General features: G+C 60.6%; 20 protein-coding genes and 1 pseudogene. 14 read left to right on the top strand and 7 right to left on the bottom strand.

The annotated features are described in order from the left end of the window. Nucleotides 1–31: 31 nt before the first annotated feature. The 7 genes from DAAHT2_RS08595 to DAAHT2_RS08565 all read left to right on the top strand — a co-directional run bounded on the left by DAAHT2_RS08595 (nucleotide 32) and on the right by DAAHT2_RS08565 (nucleotide 5102). Nucleotides 32–553: a chemotaxis protein CheW gene (locus DAAHT2_RS08595; protein WP_013163904.1), complete on the top strand. Its 522-nt coding sequence runs from the start codon at nucleotides 32–34 to the stop codon at nucleotides 551–553. Nucleotides 554–584: 31 nt separating this feature from the next. Then, nucleotides 585–1445 carry a CheR family methyltransferase gene (locus DAAHT2_RS08590; RefSeq protein ID WP_013163903.1) on the top strand — a complete coding sequence of 287 codons (861 nt, stop codon included), beginning with the start codon at nucleotides 585–587 and terminating at the stop codon, nucleotides 1443–1445. Between the two features lie 106 nt (nucleotides 1446–1551). After that, on the top strand, nucleotides 1552–2031 hold the full coding sequence (locus DAAHT2_RS08585) for a chemotaxis protein CheD (protein ID WP_013163902.1): 480 nt from the start codon (nucleotides 1552–1554) through the stop codon (nucleotides 2029–2031). Next, the gene (locus tag DAAHT2_RS08580; protein WP_013163901.1) at nucleotides 2028–2873 is read left to right on the top strand and encodes an HDOD domain-containing protein; all 846 of its coding nucleotides are present in this window, start codon (nucleotides 2028–2030) and stop codon (nucleotides 2871–2873) included. Before DAAHT2_RS08585 ends, DAAHT2_RS08580 begins: the two co-directional genes overlap by 4 nt. A gap of 158 nt (nucleotides 2874–3031) precedes the next feature. Continuing rightward, nucleotides 3032–3472: a response regulator gene (locus DAAHT2_RS08575; protein WP_013163900.1), complete on the top strand. Its 441-nt coding sequence runs from the start codon at nucleotides 3032–3034 to the stop codon at nucleotides 3470–3472. A 32-nt stretch (nucleotides 3473–3504) separates the two neighbouring features. Next, on the top strand, nucleotides 3505–3963 hold the full coding sequence (locus DAAHT2_RS08570; protein ID WP_013163899.1) for a chemotaxis protein CheX: 459 nt from the start codon (nucleotides 3505–3507) through the stop codon (nucleotides 3961–3963). A 101-nt stretch (nucleotides 3964–4064) separates the two neighbouring features. Continuing rightward, a complete protein-coding gene (locus tag DAAHT2_RS08565; protein WP_013163898.1) occupies nucleotides 4065–5102 on the top strand; it encodes a protein-glutamate methylesterase/protein-glutamine glutaminase in 1038 nt (345 codons plus the stop codon). A 63-nt stretch (nucleotides 5103–5165) separates the two neighbouring features. Here the strand turns inward: DAAHT2_RS08565 and DAAHT2_RS13925 are convergent, their stop codons facing one another. After that, nucleotides 5166–5771: a methylated-DNA--[protein]-cysteine S-methyltransferase gene (locus DAAHT2_RS13925; protein ID WP_013163897.1), complete on the bottom strand. Its 606-nt coding sequence runs from the start codon at nucleotides 5769–5771 to the stop codon at nucleotides 5166–5168. A gap of 260 nt (nucleotides 5772–6031) precedes the next feature. Between DAAHT2_RS13925 and DAAHT2_RS08555 the strand changes: the two genes are divergently transcribed. Both DAAHT2_RS08555 and DAAHT2_RS13920 read left to right on the top strand, forming a co-directional pair. Continuing rightward, entirely contained in the window at nucleotides 6032–7129 is a 1098-nt protein-coding gene (locus tag DAAHT2_RS08555; protein ID WP_013163896.1) for a D-alanyl-D-alanine carboxypeptidase family protein, read from the top strand. Further along, nucleotides 7107–7808, top strand: a complete 702-nt coding sequence (locus DAAHT2_RS13920; protein ID WP_013163895.1) for a 5-formyltetrahydrofolate cyclo-ligase — start codon at nucleotides 7107–7109, stop codon at nucleotides 7806–7808. Before DAAHT2_RS08555 ends, DAAHT2_RS13920 begins: the two co-directional genes overlap by 23 nt. A 179-nt stretch (nucleotides 7809–7987) precedes the next feature. Here DAAHT2_RS13920 and DAAHT2_RS08540 read toward each other — a convergent pair whose 3' ends face one another. Then, nucleotides 7988–8875, bottom strand: coding sequence for a YkgJ family cysteine cluster protein (locus DAAHT2_RS08540; RefSeq protein ID WP_013163894.1), 888 nt, complete (start codon nucleotides 8873–8875; stop codon nucleotides 7988–7990). Between the two features lie 73 nt (nucleotides 8876–8948). On the opposite strand from DAAHT2_RS08540, the pseudogene tatC reads away from it, so the two are divergent. Then, nucleotides 8949–9688 (top strand): annotated as a pseudogene (gene tatC, locus DAAHT2_RS08530) (twin-arginine translocase subunit TatC). A 14-nt stretch (nucleotides 9689–9702) separates the two neighbouring features. Here the strand turns inward: tatC and DAAHT2_RS08525 are convergent. Genes DAAHT2_RS08525 through DAAHT2_RS08515 form a run of 3 tightly spaced genes read right to left on the bottom strand, consistent with a single transcriptional unit; the run spans nucleotide 9703 to nucleotide 12004 of the window. Continuing rightward, nucleotides 9703–10272: a hypothetical protein gene (locus tag DAAHT2_RS08525; RefSeq protein ID WP_013163893.1), complete on the bottom strand. Its 570-nt coding sequence runs from the start codon at nucleotides 10270–10272 to the stop codon at nucleotides 9703–9705. After that, nucleotides 10269–11369, bottom strand: coding sequence for a DVU0298 family protein (locus tag DAAHT2_RS08520; protein WP_013163892.1), 1101 nt, complete (start codon nucleotides 11367–11369; stop codon nucleotides 10269–10271). Before DAAHT2_RS08520 ends, DAAHT2_RS08525 begins: the two co-directional genes overlap by 4 nt. Then, entirely contained in the window at nucleotides 11366–12004 is a 639-nt protein-coding gene (locus tag DAAHT2_RS08515; protein ID WP_013163891.1) for a tetratricopeptide repeat protein, read from the bottom strand. The genes DAAHT2_RS08520 and DAAHT2_RS08515 overlap by 4 nt, the downstream gene beginning before the upstream one ends. 180 nt (nucleotides 12005–12184) lie before the next feature. Between DAAHT2_RS08515 and DAAHT2_RS08510 the strand changes: the two genes are divergently transcribed. Next, nucleotides 12185–13594 carry a cobyrinic acid a,c-diamide synthase CobB gene (locus tag DAAHT2_RS08510; protein ID WP_013163890.1) on the top strand — a complete coding sequence of 470 codons (1410 nt, stop codon included), beginning with the start codon at nucleotides 12185–12187 and terminating at the stop codon, nucleotides 13592–13594. Nucleotides 13595–13766: 172 nt separating this feature from the next. Here DAAHT2_RS08510 and DAAHT2_RS08505 read toward each other — a convergent pair whose 3' ends face one another. Both DAAHT2_RS08505 and DAAHT2_RS08500 read right to left on the bottom strand, forming a co-directional pair. Next, nucleotides 13767–14711 carry a P-loop NTPase gene (locus DAAHT2_RS08505; protein WP_013163889.1) on the bottom strand — a complete coding sequence of 315 codons (945 nt, stop codon included), beginning with the start codon at nucleotides 14709–14711 and terminating at the stop codon, nucleotides 13767–13769. A 31-nt stretch (nucleotides 14712–14742) separates the two neighbouring features. Next, nucleotides 14743–15090, bottom strand: coding sequence for a hypothetical protein (locus DAAHT2_RS08500; RefSeq protein WP_013163888.1), 348 nt, complete (start codon nucleotides 15088–15090; stop codon nucleotides 14743–14745). A gap of 425 nt (nucleotides 15091–15515) precedes the next feature. On the opposite strand from DAAHT2_RS08500, the gene DAAHT2_RS08495 reads away from it, so the two are divergent. The 3 genes from DAAHT2_RS08495 (at nucleotide 15516) to alr (ending at nucleotide 17382) form a co-directional block, all read left to right on the top strand. Further along, nucleotides 15516–15701 (top strand): ferredoxin family protein, encoded by a 186-nt coding sequence (locus tag DAAHT2_RS08495; RefSeq protein ID WP_007294967.1) that lies wholly within the window; start codon nucleotides 15516–15518, stop codon nucleotides 15699–15701. Nucleotides 15702–15850: 149 nt separating this feature from the next. Then, nucleotides 15851–16243: a hypothetical protein gene (locus DAAHT2_RS08490; protein WP_218914992.1), complete on the top strand. Its 393-nt coding sequence runs from the start codon at nucleotides 15851–15853 to the stop codon at nucleotides 16241–16243. After that, entirely contained in the window at nucleotides 16240–17382 is a 1143-nt protein-coding gene (alr, locus tag DAAHT2_RS08485; protein ID WP_013163886.1) for an alanine racemase, read from the top strand. Before DAAHT2_RS08490 ends, alr begins: the two co-directional genes overlap by 4 nt. Nucleotides 17383–17387: the final 5 nt, after the last annotated feature.

Here is a 17387-nt window from a genome sequence, read left to right as displayed (position 1 = left end):
CCGATAACCTGTTGCATTAAGAGGAGGAGACATGACATTAGCGGCGGAAAAAACAGACAGGCGGGCCGGCGAGGGCCTGCAGGGGGTCAGTGAGCTGGCCGGCAAGTACCTTACCTTTACTCTGGCCAACGAGGAGTACGGGGTCGGGATCTTGAAGGTCCGGGAGATCATCGGGGTGATGGAGATCACTGCGGTGCCGCACACTCCGCCCTACATAAAAGGGGTGATCAACCTGCGTGGCCGGGTGATTCCGGTGATGGACCTGCGGCTAAAATTCGGTATGGCGGCCAAGGCGTATGACGAGCGGACCTGTGTCATTGTGGTTGAGGTGCAGGGGCGCAACAGTGCCGTGCAGGTCGGGATGGTGGTCGATTCGGTTTCTGAAGTGGTGAATATCGCCGGCTCGGAGATAGAACCTCCCCCTTCCATGGGATCATCCTCCGAGAGTGATAATATCCTGGGGATGGCCAAGGTGAAAGGCGAGGTCAAGATTCTTCTCGATGTTGATCGGGTTGTTGGCGAAGGTCTGTTGCGCCAGTTCGAGGAGATGTGAGACCGGCCCTGCTCCGCCGGCGGCAACCTGCATGACAGCCAATTACTACGATAACCGCAGCCTGCGCAAAACCCAGCTCACCGACGCGTTGTTCCAGAAATTCAGCGCCCTGGTATACGAAAAGGCCGGGATTTACCTTAAGCCGGAAAAGAAAGAACTGCTCAACGCCCGCCTGGGTAAGCGATTGCGCGCCCTGGGGATTGACAGTTTCAGCGACTACTATAACCACGTGGTCCACGACACCAGCGGTGAAGAGCTGGTGCAGATGATCGACGTCGTCTCCACCAACTTTACCAGTTTTTTTCGTGAAAACAGTCATTTTGAGTTCATGGCCGACCACGCCTTGCCGGACTTGGTGGCCCGCCGCAACGGCAAAAAGGAGGTGGTTATCTGGTCGGCAGCCTCCTCTTCCGGCGAAGAACCCTATACCATCGCCCTGGTGGCCGAAGATTTTTTTGAACAGCAGCCGGGTTGGGGTTACCGGATCATGGCCACCGACATCTCCACCAGGGTGTTGGCCCACGCCCAGCGGGGTGTTTATCCCATGGACCGGGTGGTCAAGGTGCCCAAGAACTACCTTAAAAAATATTTTCAACGGGGGCAGGGGCGGGCGGCCGGGCATGTGCGGATCAAGGATGCCCTGCGCCGGCGCATCAGTTTTGAGCGTTTCAATCTGATGGACCAGTTTCCCTGGAACGGCTCGCTGGATATTATCTTCTGCCGTAACGTAATGATTTATTTTAACCGGGAGACCCAGCAGCAGTTGGTTAACAAATTTTATCAATCTTTGGCTCCCGGGGGGTACCTGTTTATCGGGCACTCGGAGAGTATTTCCAGCTTGAAGCACAATTTTGTGCCGGCGGCTTCCACGGTTTACCGGAAAGCAGGTTGAGCGGGGCGCCGGACCGGCAATAAATCAGAGCAGAAGAGCATAACATAAACAGCGGGCGCGAACCGATGGTGGCAAGCCCTGAGGGGGGTGAGAGGATCCAGGTGGCATGAAAATCGTGGTTGGTATTTCGGATATGAAGGTGAGCAACAATCCTGAGGATGTGTTGATCACCTATTCGTTGGGTTCCTGTATCGGCGTGGTGATCTGGGACCCGGTGGCCAAGGTCGCCGGTATGCTCCATTATATGCTGCCCGACTCTTCCCTGGACAAGGAGAAGGCCCAGCTTAAACCTTTCATGTTTGCCGATACCGGCATCCCCCGGTTGTTCAAAGAGACTTATAAGTACGGAGCGACCAAGAGCCGTCTGGTGGTAAAAGTGGTAGGGGGGTCGCAAATTATGGACAGTTCCGGTATTTTTAATATCGGTAAGCGTAATTATGCGGTGCTGCGGAAGATTTTCTGGAAAAATAAGATCATGGTGACCGCCGAAGATGTCGGCGAGTCCGGCAACCGCACCGTCAGCATCGAGGTGGGTACCGGGCGGACCATGCTGAAGGTTTCCGGGCGGGGAGAGTTCGAACTATGAGCAGAGTTGAAGAAATTGTAAACTTGATAGAGTTCGTGCAACCCTTTCCCAAGGTGGCTCGGCGGGTTATGGAGTTGCTGACCGACCCTGAGGTGGAGGCCAAAACCCTGGCCGAGGTGATCCAGTATGATCAGGTGATCACCGCCAACGTGCTCAAGATCTGCAACTCACCCTATTACGGCCTGGCCAGGAAGGTTTCCTCGCTCAACGAAGCCCTGGTGATGATCGGCCATGAGCCCTTGAAGGAAATCATTGTCGCCAGCAGCAGTGCCGCTTATTTTAAGGGAGAGGTGGGGGCCGGCTATGCCTTGGAACAGGGGGAGCTGTGGCGCCATTCAGTGGCGGTGGGGGTGCTGGCCAAACACCTGGTGGGGAAGATCAAGGAGGTGGAGCCGGGCACCGCTTTTACCGCCGGCCTGCTTCATGATATCGGCAAACGTTTTTTAAGTAGTTTCGTTTCCGATGATTTTGAGCTGATTATGGCCAAGGTCACCCAGGAGAAGGCCTCGTTTGTGGAGGCGGAAAAAGATATCCTGGGCATCACCCATGCCGAACTGGGAGGAATGATCCTGAAGCGCTGGGATTTTCCCGATGAGATGCAAAGAGCAGTACAGCTGCATCACGACCCCGAGGCCTTGGCTGGAGAACCTTTGACCGCCCTGGTGGCACTGAGCAATGCCCTGGTGATTTCCGCCGGCATTGGCGTGGGGGCCGACGGCCTGGCCACCAGGCTCAAGGGCGAAGGCCTGCGCCGTTTTGGCATCAGCCAGCCGCACTTGGATTTGGCCATGGTCAGCCTGCTGGAGGAACTGGAGCAGGCTGAGGAGTTGCTGCGGCTATAGCGATTCGGCCGGCGGTTCTGGATTTTTTAATCGGTCCGTCTTTTGGGGGCGGCCCGGTGCAGTGCCGGCATTGCGTGTTGCAGGGGGCGCGCAGTGGCCAAATGGTTTCCGGGCGGCCGGAAGCTGTTGAGAACAACCCGTGGTAAAAGGAAAAGATAATGGCATTTAACATTCTGGTGGCGGATGATTCTGCGACCATGCGGGTGGTGATCAAGAAAACCGTGGAAATGGCCGGGGTGCCGGTGGGCGAGTTTTTTGATGCGGCACACGGCAAAGAGGCCATGGAAATTCTGGAAAACAAGTGGGTCGATGTGATTCTCTCCGATATCAACATGCCGGTTATGGGCGGGATGGAGTTGCTTTCGACGGTGAAGCAGCACGAGGAATTCCGGCATATTCCGGTGGTCTTCATCACCACCGAGTCCAGCGCTGCCCGCATGGACGAAGCCAGGCAGTTGGGGGTGGACGGTTATGTTAAAAAACCCTTTCAGCCCGAGACCATCAAAAGCATTTTGTATGATGTGCTGGAAAAGGCCTTTCAGCACAAGATTGAGACACCCTCTCAGCCGGCCGCCGACGATGATGGGATGGATTTTTAAAACCGCCTTAACCCAAGCCAAAGGATCTTCCCATGGATGAGCAATTCCGGCAAATGATCTACGATACCTTCAGCGAGGTTTTCGAAACCATGTTTTTTACCTTCCTTGAGCCCATCGATGAGTTGCCTGGCGCTGCGGCGTTCAGTGGCGATGATGATTACATCCAGGCCAATATCGCCTATCACGGCCCTGAATCAGGGAGTTTTACCCTCTGTCTGCCCCGGCGCCTGGCGCGCAATATTACCATGAACTTTCTCGGGGTCGACGAAGGCGAGGTCAGTGAGGCGCAGATGCTGGATACGGCCAAGGAAACCGCCAATATGGCGGTGGGCAGTCTGCTGGGCCGGGTTGACCCGGGCGGCGAGGCCAGGCTGCACATCCCGGAGGCTCATCTGCTGGATGAATTTTCCGTGCGAGAGTTGCTTGAGCAACCCGGGGTGCTGCTTTTTAATACCGACTTCGGCTCATTGTGGGTCGTGTTCAGCAAGTGATAACTGCCAGTTTAAAAATGGCCGGACGTACATTCACCGGGCAGCCTCGAAAAACTGCCCCTTTTAAGACATGCAATCAGAACCGATGATGCGGCGTGACTATGCGTAAGATTAGAGTGCTGGTGGTGGATGATTCCGCCGTGGTGCGCAAAGTTTTTACCGAGGAACTGTCGCGCGAAAAAGATATCGAGGTGGTGGCCACCGCTCCCGACCCTTACGTGGCCAGGGACAAGATCGTCGAACTTAAGCCCGACGTGATCACCCTGGACATCGAAATGCCGCGGATGGACGGGATCACCTTCTTGCGCAAACTGATGCGTTATCTGCCACTGCCGGTGATCATCGTCAGTTCGCTGACCAGGGAGGGCGGTAGCCTGGCCCTGGAGGCCATGGAAATCGGGGCGGTGGAGGTAATCAGCAAGCCGGGCGAGGCCTATTCGGTGGGCGACATGAGCGCCCAGTTGGCCGAGAAAATTCGGGCCGCCGCCCAGGTTGACGTCAGCCAGCGGCGCCGGGTGATTACCCAGCCCCGCAGTGTGGCCCCCAAGCTTTCCCTCACCCGCACCACCAATAAGCTTATTGCCATTGGCGCCTCCACCGGTGGTACCGAAGCGCTCAAAGAGGTCCTGACCCAGTTTCCCCCCAACTCCCCAGGTATCATGATTGTTCAGCATATGCCGGCCAAATTTACCACCAGCTTTGCCGAACGGTTGGACAGCCTCTGCCAGATCAGGGTCAAGGAGGCCGAAGACGGTGATGCGGTGGTGCCTGGTACCGCCCTGCTCGCCCCGGGTAACTACCATATGGTGATGCGCCGCAGCGGGGCCCGCTATTATGTCAACATCAAGAGCGGCCCCATGGTCTGTTATCAGCGCCCGGCGGTGGATGTCCTGTTCAACTCGGTGGCGGCCTACGGCGGGGCCAACGCCATCGGGGTGATCCTTACCGGCATGGGCAAGGACGGCGCCCAAGGGATGCTGAAAATGAAGGAGGCGGGCGCCCGGACCATTGCCCAGGATGAGGCCAGCAGCGTGGTCTTCGGGATGCCCAAGGAGGCCATCGAGCTGGGTTGCGTCGACAAGATCCTGCCCTTGAAGGATATCCCGGCCCAGGTCCTCAAGTTTCTTGAAAACGAGTAGCCGCCGCCCCCTCCTCCCGCTAACTCCCTGATGCATCGTAGCGCCAGCGGGGCCTTTGATCCGCTAAGGCCTCTCTTTTGCAACTGTACCTTCCAGAGCCAGTAACTTTTTCTTGATTGCCAATCCCCCGCCGCTGAAACCTCCCGGGCCGTTGACCGCCACCACCCGGTGGCAAGGGATCAGCAAAGGGCAGGGGTTGGCTCCGCAGGCCGCACCCACGGCCCTGGCCAGGTGCCGATTTCCCAAGGCAGTGCCGATTTCTCCGTAGGTACAGGTCTCTCCGTAAGGAATAAGGCTTAACCGGGCCCACACCCTTTGTTGAAAAGGGGTTCCCGCCAGCAGAAAGGGGGATAGCGCCGGCGCCACAAGGTCCGTTGTCCTGCCGTCCAGATAGGCCAGAATCTCGCTCCTTGTCTGTTCCGCTCCGGCCCTGATGGCCGGGTGTGTGGGTGGAAGACGGCGATAAAAAGCCGGTGAGCGGTCCCCGAGATTAGTTCCCGTGGCCGGTGGGATTATGGTTTTGGGAGCAGCGGTCAGCAGTTTGGCCATGGCGCGCTGATGGTCGCCGGCTGAAAAGCTTACATGGACTGCTCCGGCGGGGGTCAGGAGCAACCAGCAGGTCAACAGCGCATGTCGGCAGCACAGGGAAGCGAAAAAAATGTCGGCCATGGCGAGATCCTCTGAAAACCCCGATCAGGCCTAGATATTGTGGTGGCTGATCGGCCAAACACGAGATGTAGTGGGGGGTTCTGTTTTTGGCTATGTTGTTTATGCAAGAAAAAACGGGCCGATAGAAAAAACCTTTAATTTTTTCCTTGATTTTTGCCGATCTCTTCTCTATAGCTCTTAAAGACCAGTATCAAGGAGGTGCATCCTCACTATTAACAGGGGATGTAAGGGTTTTTCAAGCAAAAGCACGGAGAGAGCGGATGCGTATCGCCGGAGCCCTGCAGGTTCTGCTGTGTTGCAGTCTGCTGCTTGCCTGGCCAGGCCAGGGGGTGCAGGCCGGTCAGGTGTTGACCACCATTCACAAGGCCTCACCTGGTGCCGCCGCGGTGGCCCAGGGTTCAAATGGCTCGGTAAGCTCAGCGCCGACGTCGTCCCGAGTGGTCCTGTGCCCGGATGATGTCGAGCTGGTCAAAAGCCCTCCCGGCGGGGGCGGTCGGGCCGGTCTCAATCGTGATGCGGCCCTGCTGGAACAGCGAATCACGGCCCGCAGCGCCGTGGTGGTCGATCCCACCACCGGGCGCCTGCTTTTTGCTTTAAACCCCGATCAGCCGCGACAGCCGGCCAGCACCATCAAGATAGTCACCGCCCTGATCGCCATGCAGTCGCTGCGGGATCAAGAGTTGGTGTCCACCAGCGCCCGGGCGGCGAGAATGCCCCGTTCCAAGATTTATCTCCAGGCTGGACGCTCTTATCGAGCCGGTGATCTGATCAATGCGACCCTGTTGAGCTCCGCCAACGATGCCTCCGTGGCCCTGGCGGAACGGATTGCCGGAAGTGAAGCGGCCTTTGCCCGATTGATGACCAGCAAGGCCCGAGCCATGGGGGCCACCAATACCGTGATCCACAACTCCAACGGCCTTACCGCCCGCGGCCAGCAGTCCACGGCCCGGGATCTGGCAATCATTTTGCATCGCTCCATGCAGAATCCGGAGTTTGCCCGCCGGCTCGGTACCACCAGCGCCTCCACCAATTTCGGCCAGACCCTGCGCACCAACAATCGGGCCCTGTGGCAGATCAACGGGGCGGAGGGTGGTAAGACCGGCTTTACCAGGGCGGCTCGCCAAACTTACGTGGGCAAGTTCAAGCGCGGCAACCAGGAGTTAATTGTGGCCCTGATGGGCAGCGACACCATGTGGGAAGATGTCGGCCAGTTGGTGGAATACGGGTTCAGGCAACTGCGTGACGGCACCATGGTGGCCGCCGCCCCGGTGGATGCAGCTTTCACCCAGCGGGGGCCGGCAGGGGGCTCGGTGGCGTCCCTGACCATACTTAGCAATGCCGCCAAATCCGGACTCTAGCTTAACGACCCCGGGGGCGGCCAAAAAGGCGCTGCGTTCCCGCTATCAGGCTTTACCAGCGGTTCTCAGCGGTCGGCTGGCCCAGCACTTGCGTTCCTTTGAGCCCTACCGGCGGGCCCAGTGTGTTTTTGTCTCGCCGTCTCCCCTGCTCAAGCAGCTCCGGATCAATCTGTTGCTGGACGGCAAAGCTTTGCTGATGCCGGCCCCTTCGCTCCACGACGGTTTTTATCTCCTCTCCCCGTATACCATCAATTTCGGCCGTCTGGCCCAGGCGGTAAGCCCCAAAGGGATGTTGCAGCATGGCCGGAAACTCGCCACCGCCCGGCTGGCCGACCTGCAGGTAAGCCTGCTGGTGGCCGAAGCCCTGGCGGTGGACCGCCGGGGAACGATGCTGGGCGACGGTAAAGGGTTTTTCGACCTGGCGGCTGCCATTCTGGCCGCCACCGGCGCCTTGGCGGCCAACGTGACGGTGGTGGCGGCGGCCGGCGACGTTGCACAAAACCTGCCCATTGAGCCCTGGGATGTCCAGGCCGATCAGCGCCTGGACGAGACCGGGCTCACCCCCTGCCGGCCGGCCGACAAGCCTGGCCGCTGGTCAATACATTGGGAGCAGTTGCCGCCGGTGCGTATTCGGCGCATCACCCCCCTGTGGCAAATAAGGGAACAGGCCGATCGGTAAGCGAACAGCCGCACCGCATCTTCGGGCGATCAGCCAGGCTTACGTACAGGGGGTACGCTGCGCTTGGCCGCTTGCCCGAACCTGCGGCACGGCTTTTCGCTTACGGTCCGTTATACCGGTAGGTTAGTAACCATGGTGAACGGTTAGGCCGATGGTGACTCGGCCGCCGGGCGGGTAGGCTAATTTTTGTTGCTGCGGAAAACCGGCTCCAGGCCGGCGGCTTGGGCAAAGGTCGCGATCTCATCCTGCAACAGCTTGACATAAGGGCAGTCCCAGACCGCCAGCAGTTTATCCTGAGCCCGGTAAACCTCGGTGTCTTCCGGCGTTTGCCGCCGGTCGACGGCCTCCACCACATAGGCAAAAATCTGGGGTCGGCGGCAGACCTGCGGCCGTTGCGGGTAAATTCGGCAGCCGCCTTGATCATCAAGCTGGGGGCAGCGGCTGCCGCGGGGCAGGATCATGCTCCAGCCCGCGCGCCAGTGGTAGACAGCCGGAGGGTGCTGATAAAAAGGACGGTTTTCAATCGTAAGGGGAGGGTCGCTGCTGCTGTCCGACGAGCGGCTGGCCGGGGTGTCGATGCGGGGCAGTGCCATGGCCGCCACCTCTTCGGCACGCAAAGGAATTTCAAAAAAAAGCTGCTGCATCTCGCCCCCCGGGCCGGTGCAACAGAGGCTGCACCGGCAGGGGCCGCAGAGCAGGCTGTTGATCGTCTCCAGTTCCTGCTCCATAACCTGCTGGCTAACCAGCATGGCCAGGGCTTCCATGGTCGGCAGGGGTTGGTCCTGGTCATCCAGCACGGTAATCGAGGGGGTTGCCGGGGCCGGTTTTTTGATCCCTTCCAGCGGTTTCAGGACGGCCAAAAAGGGGGCCAGCAGTTCGGCTGGGTGCTCATAGGAGATGCCGGCGGTGGTCAGCGGTTCGTTGAGTTCGGCGAGCAATTCTTCCAGGCTGCCGAAGGGGCCGGTGAGGTAGAGCAGGTGTACCAGGCGCACCAGAGGCAGCAAGGGGCGCTGGAGCAGTTGCCGCCCGGCCTGGAAGCCGGCATTTTGTAAAAGCTCGTCATGCATTGATAGAAGTGTGCTGCAAAGTTGCGGGTAAGTGCTTGACCATGGTTGTCGGTGGCGTTAATATGGCCGGGTTATGGAAGAGACCTTTCAGTCGCAGACCCTCACCGAGCACCTGACCGATTTGCGTCGGGCCCTGGTGCGTTCCATGATCGCGGTGGGAGTCTGCTTCGTGGCCACCTACAGTTTTGCCGAGCCCATCGGGCACTGGTTCTTCGCGCCGCTGTTTGCCGTTCTGCCGCCGGAAAGCACCCTGATCTTCACCTCTTACCAGGAAGGGTTTTTTTTTATCTGAAGGTAGCCTTTACCGCCGCCCTGCTGCTGGCCTCGCCGGTGATTTTCTGGCAGCTCTGGAGCTTTGTCGCGCCGGGGCTTTACCACCATGAAAAGCGGGTGGTGCTCCCTTTTACCGTCATTTCCGTGCTCTGCTTCCTGGCCGGCGCGGCCTTTGCCTATTTTGTTATTTTTCCACCCGCTTTCCGTTTCCTGGTGGGTTATTCCCACGAATACCTGGCCACCATGCCCGGGGTCAGCGAGTATTTCGGGCTTTCGCTGCGCCTGCTCATCGCCTTCGGGCTGATCTTCGAATTGCCGGTGCTGATGGTTATGCTGGCCCGGCTGGGGGTGGTGGATGCGCCCTTCCTGGCCCGCCATCGCCGTTATGCCATCCTGCTGGCCTTCATCATCGCCGCCATGCTCACCCCCACCGCCGACGCGGTCAACCAACTGCTGATGGTCGGCCCCTTGATCGTTCTCTACGAGATCAGCATCATCATGGTCAGATGGTTCGGTGGCCACCAGGCCCGGGAAGCGTAAAGCGCCAAGCCCGATTACGATTGTCTGAGCAGGGTTTCGGCCTGATCCAGCATTTGCTGGGCCGCCCGTTGATGTTTGAAGCTTTTATGGATGCCGGCGGCGGTGCGCAGGCATTCGGCCGCCTTTTCCCGGTTGCCTGCGGCCAGGTATACCTCGGCTAATTTTTCCAGAATTTCCACCGCCCCGGCGGGGTTGTTGTAATCCTGGTAGGCGGCCAGCAGGTCCAGGCCTAGATTCAGGGCCCGTTCCTGGTTGTTCAGGGCGATGTTGGTGTAAAAGAGCTGTTTTTCCAGGTAGGTTGCGCTCAGATGATCGTTGGCCGCCCGGCAGATGGTCAGGGCCCGTTGCAGGTGCTCCAGGGCTTTGGGGTATTCTTCCCGCAGCAGGCAGATTTCCGCCAGCTTGGTTACCGCCCGGGCCACCCCGGCCTCGTCGCCCGCCTCTTCAAAACCCAGCAGGGCATTGTGAAAGGCCGCCGCCGCCAGGGGTAGCGCCTTGTTCTTCATCTTTTCCAGGCCCTCCTCGTAGTCCTGCTGGGCCTGGCTTTTGGGTTGTTGCTGTTCCTGGTCGATGTCGGTGCTCATGCTTGTTCCACCTTCTCTGTCATCTTGAGTGCCTCCGCGGCCAGATCGCCGACGGTGATGGTTTGGGGTCGTCCTTCTTCGTAAATGGTCACCGGGGTCTGCTCCCGGCTGAGCGCCTGCAGGCGCTCGCCGACCTCCCGGGCCCCGGCCCGGCCCAGCAGCCTGATGGTCAGGGCCCGGACCAAGGGGTCGGAGTCGTTGAGTAGATTGAATAACTGGTAAAACTGGTTGGCCCGGACCAGGTCCGGACGCCTGGCGGCCACCGTCCCCAAGGCCCAGAGCACCAGGGGGCGGGTGCTGACGTGGTTAATGTAGCGCAGCAGGTGGCGGGCAAAGGCGCCGTAGATATCCGGCCGGGCGGCGATGATCGAACCCATGGTCTCCACCAGCCCCCAGTTGGCGGCGGCGGAATCGCTGCTGGCATCAAAGAGGCGATGGAGCAGGTCGCTGACCACCCCGGGCTGGCGGGTGGCCACCCGGGCACATACCTGGCCGATAACGTGGGCCAGCCACCAGCGCTGATCGTCATCGGGGGTGTAGAGCAGGCGCTGGAGAAAACGCAAGGTGCGCACATCATCGAAGGTCAGAGCCACCAGGCCGTCAATGTCGCCGGCCAGGGCCAGGCGTTGCACCTCTTTTTTGTCGGCCCGTTGCCGAGGGCGGGCCGGGTCGCGTTCCGGTTCCACGGGGGGCAGGTAATCCCTCTTTTGCTCGGCCCGTTGCTGGGCGATCTCGGTGATTTCCTTCTGTAAACGCACAAAGTAGAGCACGCCGCGGACATAGCGGCCGTCCAGGTGGCGCTGCTCCAGGATCTGGTGGGTGATCTCGTCGTAGCTTTCCACCCTACCGGTGAGATAGTCCTGGTCCGGCAGCAGCTCCCAGGCCAGTTCCCAGTCGTCGTTACAGGCGTAAACCAGGGCTTCGATCATCGCCGAACCGATATTGTGGCCGGTGGCGTCACAGGCGTAGACCGCGCCGCACTGGCAGTGGCCGACTTTGAACTCCCCCAGCTTGCGCTGGTCCTGATCCTGGGGCTGGGCAACTTCATCGCCGCAGAAGGGGCAGTGGGGCCGGGTCTTTATCTGCTGTTGTTTCATGCGCTCTGGGCTTCTTCAAGGGCTTGCAGGAAACGCGGGTCCACCTGGTAGCCGTGGCTCTGCGCCTTGGCGGCAGCCTCTTTGGCTTCCCGGTACTGCTCCAGGTAGTAATGGGCCACGGCCTGGTTGTTATAGGCCATGCCGAAGTCGGGGGCGAGCTTGATCGCCTCTTTGGCCGCCTGCAGCGCCTGTTCGAAATCGCCGGCCATGATCCGGCAGGAGGCCATGTTGACCCAGGCATTGGTGAGCTTGGGGTCGTGGCGCACCGCTTCTTCATAGGCGGCGATGGCGGCAGCGGCATCGCCCTGCTGCTGCTTGATCAGGCCGATGTTGTTGTGCGCCCGGGACATTTCCGGCAACACCTTTACGGCTTTGAGGTTGACCGCCAAAGCCTGGTCCAGGTTGCCCTGCTCAAAATAAATGGCGCCCAGGTTGATGTATGCTTCCACCGATTGTTCATCCAGCTCCAGGCATTTTTCCAGCTCCCGGATGGCGTCGTCGATGCGGCCTGCTTTGCGGTACACCAGGGCCAGATGGTGGTGGGCCGGAACGTTTTCGGGCTTGTCGGCACATTTCTGTTCCAGCTCGGCAATGATTTTGTTTAACTGTTCCTGATTCTCAACCTTTTCAGACATGATGGTTTCCTTATGGGGTAAGTAAGGCATTGATTTTTTGTGGCTGGCGGTCAAAACCAAAAAAGATAACATAGCCCGGGGCACAGGTCAAAAAAAAGTAGCGGGGTGCGCTGAAGCGGGTAAGGTGGGGCTGTTATCTGGAAGCCTTTACATAATCGCTTGGAGCGGTGGAGAAGCGTAATGACGGAACAGCAACAAACAGGAGCTGGGGGGCTGCTGGTGGCCGGGCTGGCCGGCGGCAGCGGTAAAAGTGTGGTGGCGGTGGGGTTGACGGCGGCCCTGCGGCGGCGTGGGCACCGGCCGGCGGTCTTTAAAAAGGGCCCTGATTATATCGATGCCGGCTGGCTGGCCCTGGCCGCCGGGCGGCCCTGTTACAACCTCGACCCCTACCTGATGCCGGCGTCGGTAATCCAGGCCTCGTTTGACGTTCATCGAGCCGGAGCGGAACTGGCGGTGCTGGAAGGCAACCGGGGTCTGTTCGACGGGGTTGATGTTGAGGGGAGCTGCAGCAGCGCCGAGTTGGCCCGGTTGCTCAAGGTGCCGGTCCTGCTGGTGGTGGACTGCACCAAAACCACCCGTACCGTGGCGGCACAAGTGCTGGGCTGCCGTCATTTCGACCCCGGGCTGGAGTTTGCCGGGGTGGTGCTTAACCGGGTGGGAGGCCCGCGGCATGAGAGTATCGTCCGCCAGGCAGTGGAACGCTACGCCGGCCTGCCGGTGCTGGGGGCCATACCCCGCAGCCGGCGTGACTTTTTTCCCCAGCGGCACCTGGGGGTGACGCCCGCCGTGGAGCATGGCGAGGCCGGGCGGGCCGTGGCAGAGATGGCCGACCAGGCGGAGCAAAAACTTGATCTGGATCGTATTATTGCCCTCATGGGCAAGCAGCCGCAAGGGGGGATGCCGGAGACATCGGCCGGCGGCGTGCCCCCGGAGCCGCCGCTTGCGGCCAATTCACCGGTGAAAATCGGTTACCTGCTGGATGCCGCCTTTCAGTTTTACTACCCCGATAACCTGGAAGCCCTGCGGGCGGCCGGGGCCGAGCTGGTGCCCATCAACGCTCTCGAGGCGGAGGCCCTGCCGGCTGACCTTGATGCCCTGTATATCGGTGGCGGTTTTCCGGAAACCTCGGCGGCGCGGCTGGCTGCCAACCGCTCCTTTCGGGAATCGGTGCGGCGGGCGGCGGCGGCCGGCCTGCCCATTTACGCCGAATGCGGCGGTTTGATCTACCTGGGCGAGGCCATGGTGCTGGATGGCCGGGAATACCCCCTGGCGGGAGTTTTTCCGGTGCGTTTCGGGCTGTCGCGCAAACCCCAGGCCCATGGTTACACGGTGTTGCGGGTGGAGCGGGAAAATCCGTTCTATGCCCCCGGCACGGAGCTCCGGGGCCATGAGTTCCGTTATTCCACGGTGGAGCAGGCGGCCATTGAACCGGCCGCCCTGGCCCTGACCATGGCCCGGGGAGTCGGCTTTCGCGACGGCCATGACGGTCTTACCACCGGCAATGTGCTGGCCCTTTATACCCACATCCACGCCCTGGGCACCCCGGAGTGGGCTCCGGCCCTGGTAGCCCGGGCCTCCTCCTGGCGGTAAGCGGTTACATAGCACCCCGCCTTGCGGCGATCAGACCGGCTTGCGTACCTGGGGTACGCGGCGCCGGTCTGCTTGCCGCAATTCGGGGCACTCTGTAACCGCTTACCTTTTTGCCTTTCGCCGCCTCACGCCGCCGCTTTGCGGCGGCGATTCGGTGGGGGACTGTGTTCGATTATCGGGATTGGTGGGTTTTTGCCTCGCTGACCAGTTCCTTCAGGGTGGGGGCGGTGGCGGGGGGGTGCAGGATGCGTTGGGTGATGGCCGCCAGGCCGCGGGCGTAAGGAGTGTCGGGGCGGCTTTGCAGAAAGACCCGGTTTTTTCTCACCGCCTGCCGCACCGCCGGGTCATGGAACAGCAGCCCAAGGGTGGAGCACTGCAGCGAGAGATTTTTTTTCATGGTTCCTTCGATGCGGCCGGCCACCTGCAGCTCTTCAGCTTCGTCGGCCATGTTGTAAACCAGGCGGGGGCAAAACGACCCGCAGCGCTTCCTGGTTTCCCGGGCCAGCAGGGGGTCGCGCTGTTCGATCAGCCGGTAGGCCTCCGCCACCGTCAGGTTGGTCCCGTCGGCAGAGCGGCGGTAAGCCGCCAGTAGATCCTTTTTAATGGGGGCCTGGTGGGCGGTGAGGCTGATGAGGTTGGCGAACATGAAGTTGCGGAGGAAAACCAGGGCGTTCATCATCGCCGGGGTGTCCAGGGTGGTGATGACAATGCCGTTTTTGGCCAGGCCGAAAAGGTTCATGGTGTTGAGGGCCGAGCCGGCGCCCAGGTCGATGATGACATAATCCGCCGGCAATTGCTGCAGCTGGCTCAGCAACAGAAAACGCTGCTTGCTGGGGATGTTGGCCATGAAAGGGGTTTTGCCGTCACCGGGCAGAAAGCGCAGGTTGTCAAAGGGGGTTGGTATCAGCAGTTGCCGCAGTTCCTGCCGCTGCTGTTTGAGGAAATCGCCCACCCCGGGGTTGGTGTTGGGTAGGCCAAGGTAGGTGTGCAGGTTGGAGCCGCCCAAGTCGAGATCCGCCGCCACCACTCTGGCCCCCTGGCGGGCCAGGGCAATGGCCAGGCTGGCGGCGAAAATACTTTTGCCGGCGCCGCCTTTGCCGCTGGCGACGGGAAGCATGACTGGTCTGCTGCCGAGCTTTGGCATCGGGTCAGTGCGTGGTGACGGTGCCGAAAACTTTGTCCCGGATCTTTTGCTGCTCCTCCGCCGCCGGCGCGGGGTTGATCCAGTGAATGAAGGACTCCTGCACCCGAACGAAGGCCCCGTTGTCTTCCTGGCACTGTTGGCAGACGTTCAGGGCGTTATCGCGGTAAATGACCACCTTGCTGGCTGGTTCGCCGGTTTTGTCCACCGCCGCCATCTTGCGACAGCCGCAGGCCAGGCGCAGCACCGCCACGCCGACCGCCTCGGGGCTGCCTTCAATGAGGCCGCCGATCATCGCCTCTTCCGATTTCTCGGCGCTCGGGCCCTTGTTCTTATTTTTATTTTTTTTGCTCATTTATTTTTGTTCTCCCGGTTCATCCGATGTTAACTTGGGCAGGCTACCTTATTTGCCCGCCCCGGTCAACAGTTGCCGCGTAAGCGGTTACAGGGCACCGCATCTTGCGGCGATCGAGCCGGCTCATGTACTGAGGTACGCTTCGCCGTCTCGCTTGCCGCAACCTGCGGCACCCTGTAACCGCTTACCCCGTTGGTCCAGCCCTGTGATTGGTTACGTTGCCGCGGCAGCGTCTGGGTAGCCGCCGCTTTTATGTTGACAAAAAAAAGTCGGTGCATTAGAGAAAAGTGTCGGAAATTGATGACTCGAAGAGAACAGGTTGGAGGTGGAGCCTTGGGCGCAGCTTCCCGCCTATGCCTTAAGGTAATTTGCTTCGGGCCTGTATTTAACTTATTATAATTATTGTTAACACGGAGGAAAGAATCATGTGGCAAGTTGATGTCGACAAGGACAAGTGCAGCGGTGATGAAGAGTGCGTAAACGCCTGCCCGGCTCAGGTTTTCGAGATGGTCGACGGCAAGGCTGATCCCGTCAACGTTGATGAGTGCCTGGGTTGCGAAACCTGCGTTGAGGTTTGCCCGGAAGGTGCCATCACCGTAACCGAGGTTTAATGTAGCCTGAACCCTGGTGCAAACTGTTGCAGAATAGGCATATCCCCGAGGCGGGATATGCCTATTCTTGTTTGATAACCCTGCCGGGAGGCCCTGCCCTCTAAATCATGTTCGCCAACGCCGCGCAGCGCTTTAAACCCGGAGCCTCGGTGCAGGCCCATCTGCTGCTGGCCGCAGTGCTCTGGAGCTTTATCGGCTTCTACCTGCTGGTCAGGGGGGCGCTGCTCTACGGTGACGGCGCCCTCTGGTGGCCGGTGGCGGCCCTGGCCGTCGGGGCCTTGAAAGCTTATTTCATGCTGATTCCTTCGGCCCGGAAAAATATTGTCCGGATCCTGTCGTTGCAGGAAAACGCCTGCCTGGGGGCGGTTTATTCCCTGAAGATGTGGGGGCTGGTGGCGCTGATGATGGTTTCCGGGCGGGTGCTGCGCAGCTTTGGCCTGCCGGAAGTCTGGGTGGCCCTGGTTTACCTGGCGGTGGGCGCGGCACTGCTGCTGGCCAGCGGACTGTTCTGGGGCCAGTGGTATCGCAGGCGAGTGGTATGATCGGCGCGGCCTCTTACAATGCGGTGGAGATCGACCTTAAGGCCCTGCGGGTCAACTATGAGGCCGTACGATCCCGGGTGGCGCCGGGGATAAGGATCATGGCGGTGGTTAAGGCCGATGCTTACGGCCATGGGCTGGAAGCGGCCGCCGGTGCCTTTGCCGGGGCCGGCGCCGACTGTTTCGGGGTGGGTACCCTGGAAGAAGGGATCAGGCTGCGCCGCGCCGGGCTTGACGGGGAAGTGGTGCTGCTGCTTGGGTTTGACCCCCGGGAGGCGGCCGAGGTGGTTGAGTACCGCCTGAGTCCGGTGGTTTTTGCCGCCGACGGCCTGGAGGCGTTATCTCGCCTGGCTGCCGATCGGGGCCGGCAGGTGGGGGTGCACCTGAAGCTTGATGCCGGGATGGGCCGCTTCGGGGTGGCCCCTGCCGATCTTACCCGGTTGGCGGCGATTATTACCGGCTTGCCCGGCTTGCGGCTGGCCGGTATGATGTCTCATTTCCCTTTGGCCGATGTGCCCGGCGCGGAAACGCGCTGCCGGGAGCAGTGGCAACTGCTGCAGGCCGGAGGAGCGGTCTGCCTGCCGCCGGCGGGGGTGGCGCGGCCGCTGCTGCACATGGCCAATTCGGCCGCCCTGCTTCGCTTTCCCTGGGCACATGGAGATCTGGTGCGGCCGGGGATCAGCCTTTATGGTTATTCCCCTTTGCCGGTGGAACTTGCCGCTGCGGGCCTGGCCCTGCAGCCGGCCATGAGTCTGCGCAGCCGGGTGCTGCAGGTAAAAATGCTGCCCGCCGGCTACGGCATCAGCTACGGCCACCGCTATGTAACCCCCGCTCCCACCCGCCTGGCGGTGCTGCCGGTGGGTTATGCCGATGGTTACCCCCGGGGCGTCAGCGGCCGGGCCCAGGTATTGCTGGGTGGCCGCCGGGTGCCGATTTTGGGCACCATCTGCATGAACGCCTGCATGGCCGACGTCAGCGCGTTGCCGGCGGTGCAGGCCGGTGATGAGGCGGTTTTTCTCGGTCGCCAGGGTGAGGAGTTTATCGGGGCCGATGAACTGGCCGACTGGCACGGAACCATCAGTTATGAGCTTTTGTGCCGGATAGGCGCCATGAATCAGCGGCTTTACACCCCGTTGAGTTAAATATT

This window comes from Desulfurivibrio alkaliphilus AHT 2 (assembly GCF_000092205.1).
In the GTDB taxonomy this organism is placed as follows: domain Bacteria; phylum Desulfobacterota; class Desulfobulbia; order Desulfobulbales; family Desulfurivibrionaceae; genus Desulfurivibrio; species Desulfurivibrio alkaliphilus.
This window is presented reverse-complemented; position numbering and strand designations above follow the sequence as displayed.

Coding starts and splice junctions, on each gene's coding strand:
- DAAHT2_RS08595 (WP_013163904.1), top strand. CDS start 32: ATGACATTAGCGGCGGAAAAAACAGACAGGCGGGCCGGCGAGGGCCTG.
- DAAHT2_RS08590 (WP_013163903.1), top strand. CDS start 585: ATGACAGCCAATTACTACGATAACCGCAGCCTGCGCAAAACCCAGCTC.
- DAAHT2_RS08585 (WP_013163902.1), top strand. CDS start 1,552: ATGAAAATCGTGGTTGGTATTTCGGATATGAAGGTGAGCAACAATCCT.
- DAAHT2_RS08580 (WP_013163901.1), top strand. CDS start 2,028: ATGAGCAGAGTTGAAGAAATTGTAAACTTGATAGAGTTCGTGCAACCC.
- DAAHT2_RS08575 (WP_013163900.1), top strand. CDS start 3,032: ATGGCATTTAACATTCTGGTGGCGGATGATTCTGCGACCATGCGGGTG.
- DAAHT2_RS08570 (WP_013163899.1), top strand. CDS start 3,505: ATGGATGAGCAATTCCGGCAAATGATCTACGATACCTTCAGCGAGGTT.
- DAAHT2_RS08565 (WP_013163898.1), top strand. CDS start 4,065: ATGCGTAAGATTAGAGTGCTGGTGGTGGATGATTCCGCCGTGGTGCGC.
- DAAHT2_RS13925 (WP_013163897.1), bottom strand. CDS start 5,771: ATGGCCGACATTTTTTTCGCTTCCCTGTGCTGCCGACATGCGCTGTTG.
- DAAHT2_RS08555 (WP_013163896.1), top strand. CDS start 6,032: ATGCGTATCGCCGGAGCCCTGCAGGTTCTGCTGTGTTGCAGTCTGCTG.
- DAAHT2_RS13920 (WP_013163895.1), top strand. CDS start 7,107: ATGCCGCCAAATCCGGACTCTAGCTTAACGACCCCGGGGGCGGCCAAA.
- DAAHT2_RS08540 (WP_013163894.1), bottom strand. CDS start 8,875: ATGCATGACGAGCTTTTACAAAATGCCGGCTTCCAGGCCGGGCGGCAA.
- DAAHT2_RS08525 (WP_013163893.1), bottom strand. CDS start 10,272: ATGAGCACCGACATCGACCAGGAACAGCAACAACCCAAAAGCCAGGCC.
- DAAHT2_RS08520 (WP_013163892.1), bottom strand. CDS start 11,369: ATGAAACAACAGCAGATAAAGACCCGGCCCCACTGCCCCTTCTGCGGC.
- DAAHT2_RS08515 (WP_013163891.1), bottom strand. CDS start 12,004: ATGTCTGAAAAGGTTGAGAATCAGGAACAGTTAAACAAAATCATTGCC.
- DAAHT2_RS08510 (WP_013163890.1), top strand. CDS start 12,185: ATGACGGAACAGCAACAAACAGGAGCTGGGGGGCTGCTGGTGGCCGGG.
- DAAHT2_RS08505 (WP_013163889.1), bottom strand. CDS start 14,711: ATGCTTCCCGTCGCCAGCGGCAAAGGCGGCGCCGGCAAAAGTATTTTC.
- DAAHT2_RS08500 (WP_013163888.1), bottom strand. CDS start 15,090: ATGAGCAAAAAAAATAAAAATAAGAACAAGGGCCCGAGCGCCGAGAAA.
- DAAHT2_RS08495 (WP_007294967.1), top strand. CDS start 15,516: ATGTGGCAAGTTGATGTCGACAAGGACAAGTGCAGCGGTGATGAAGAG.
- alr (WP_013163886.1), top strand. CDS start 16,240: ATGATCGGCGCGGCCTCTTACAATGCGGTGGAGATCGACCTTAAGGCC.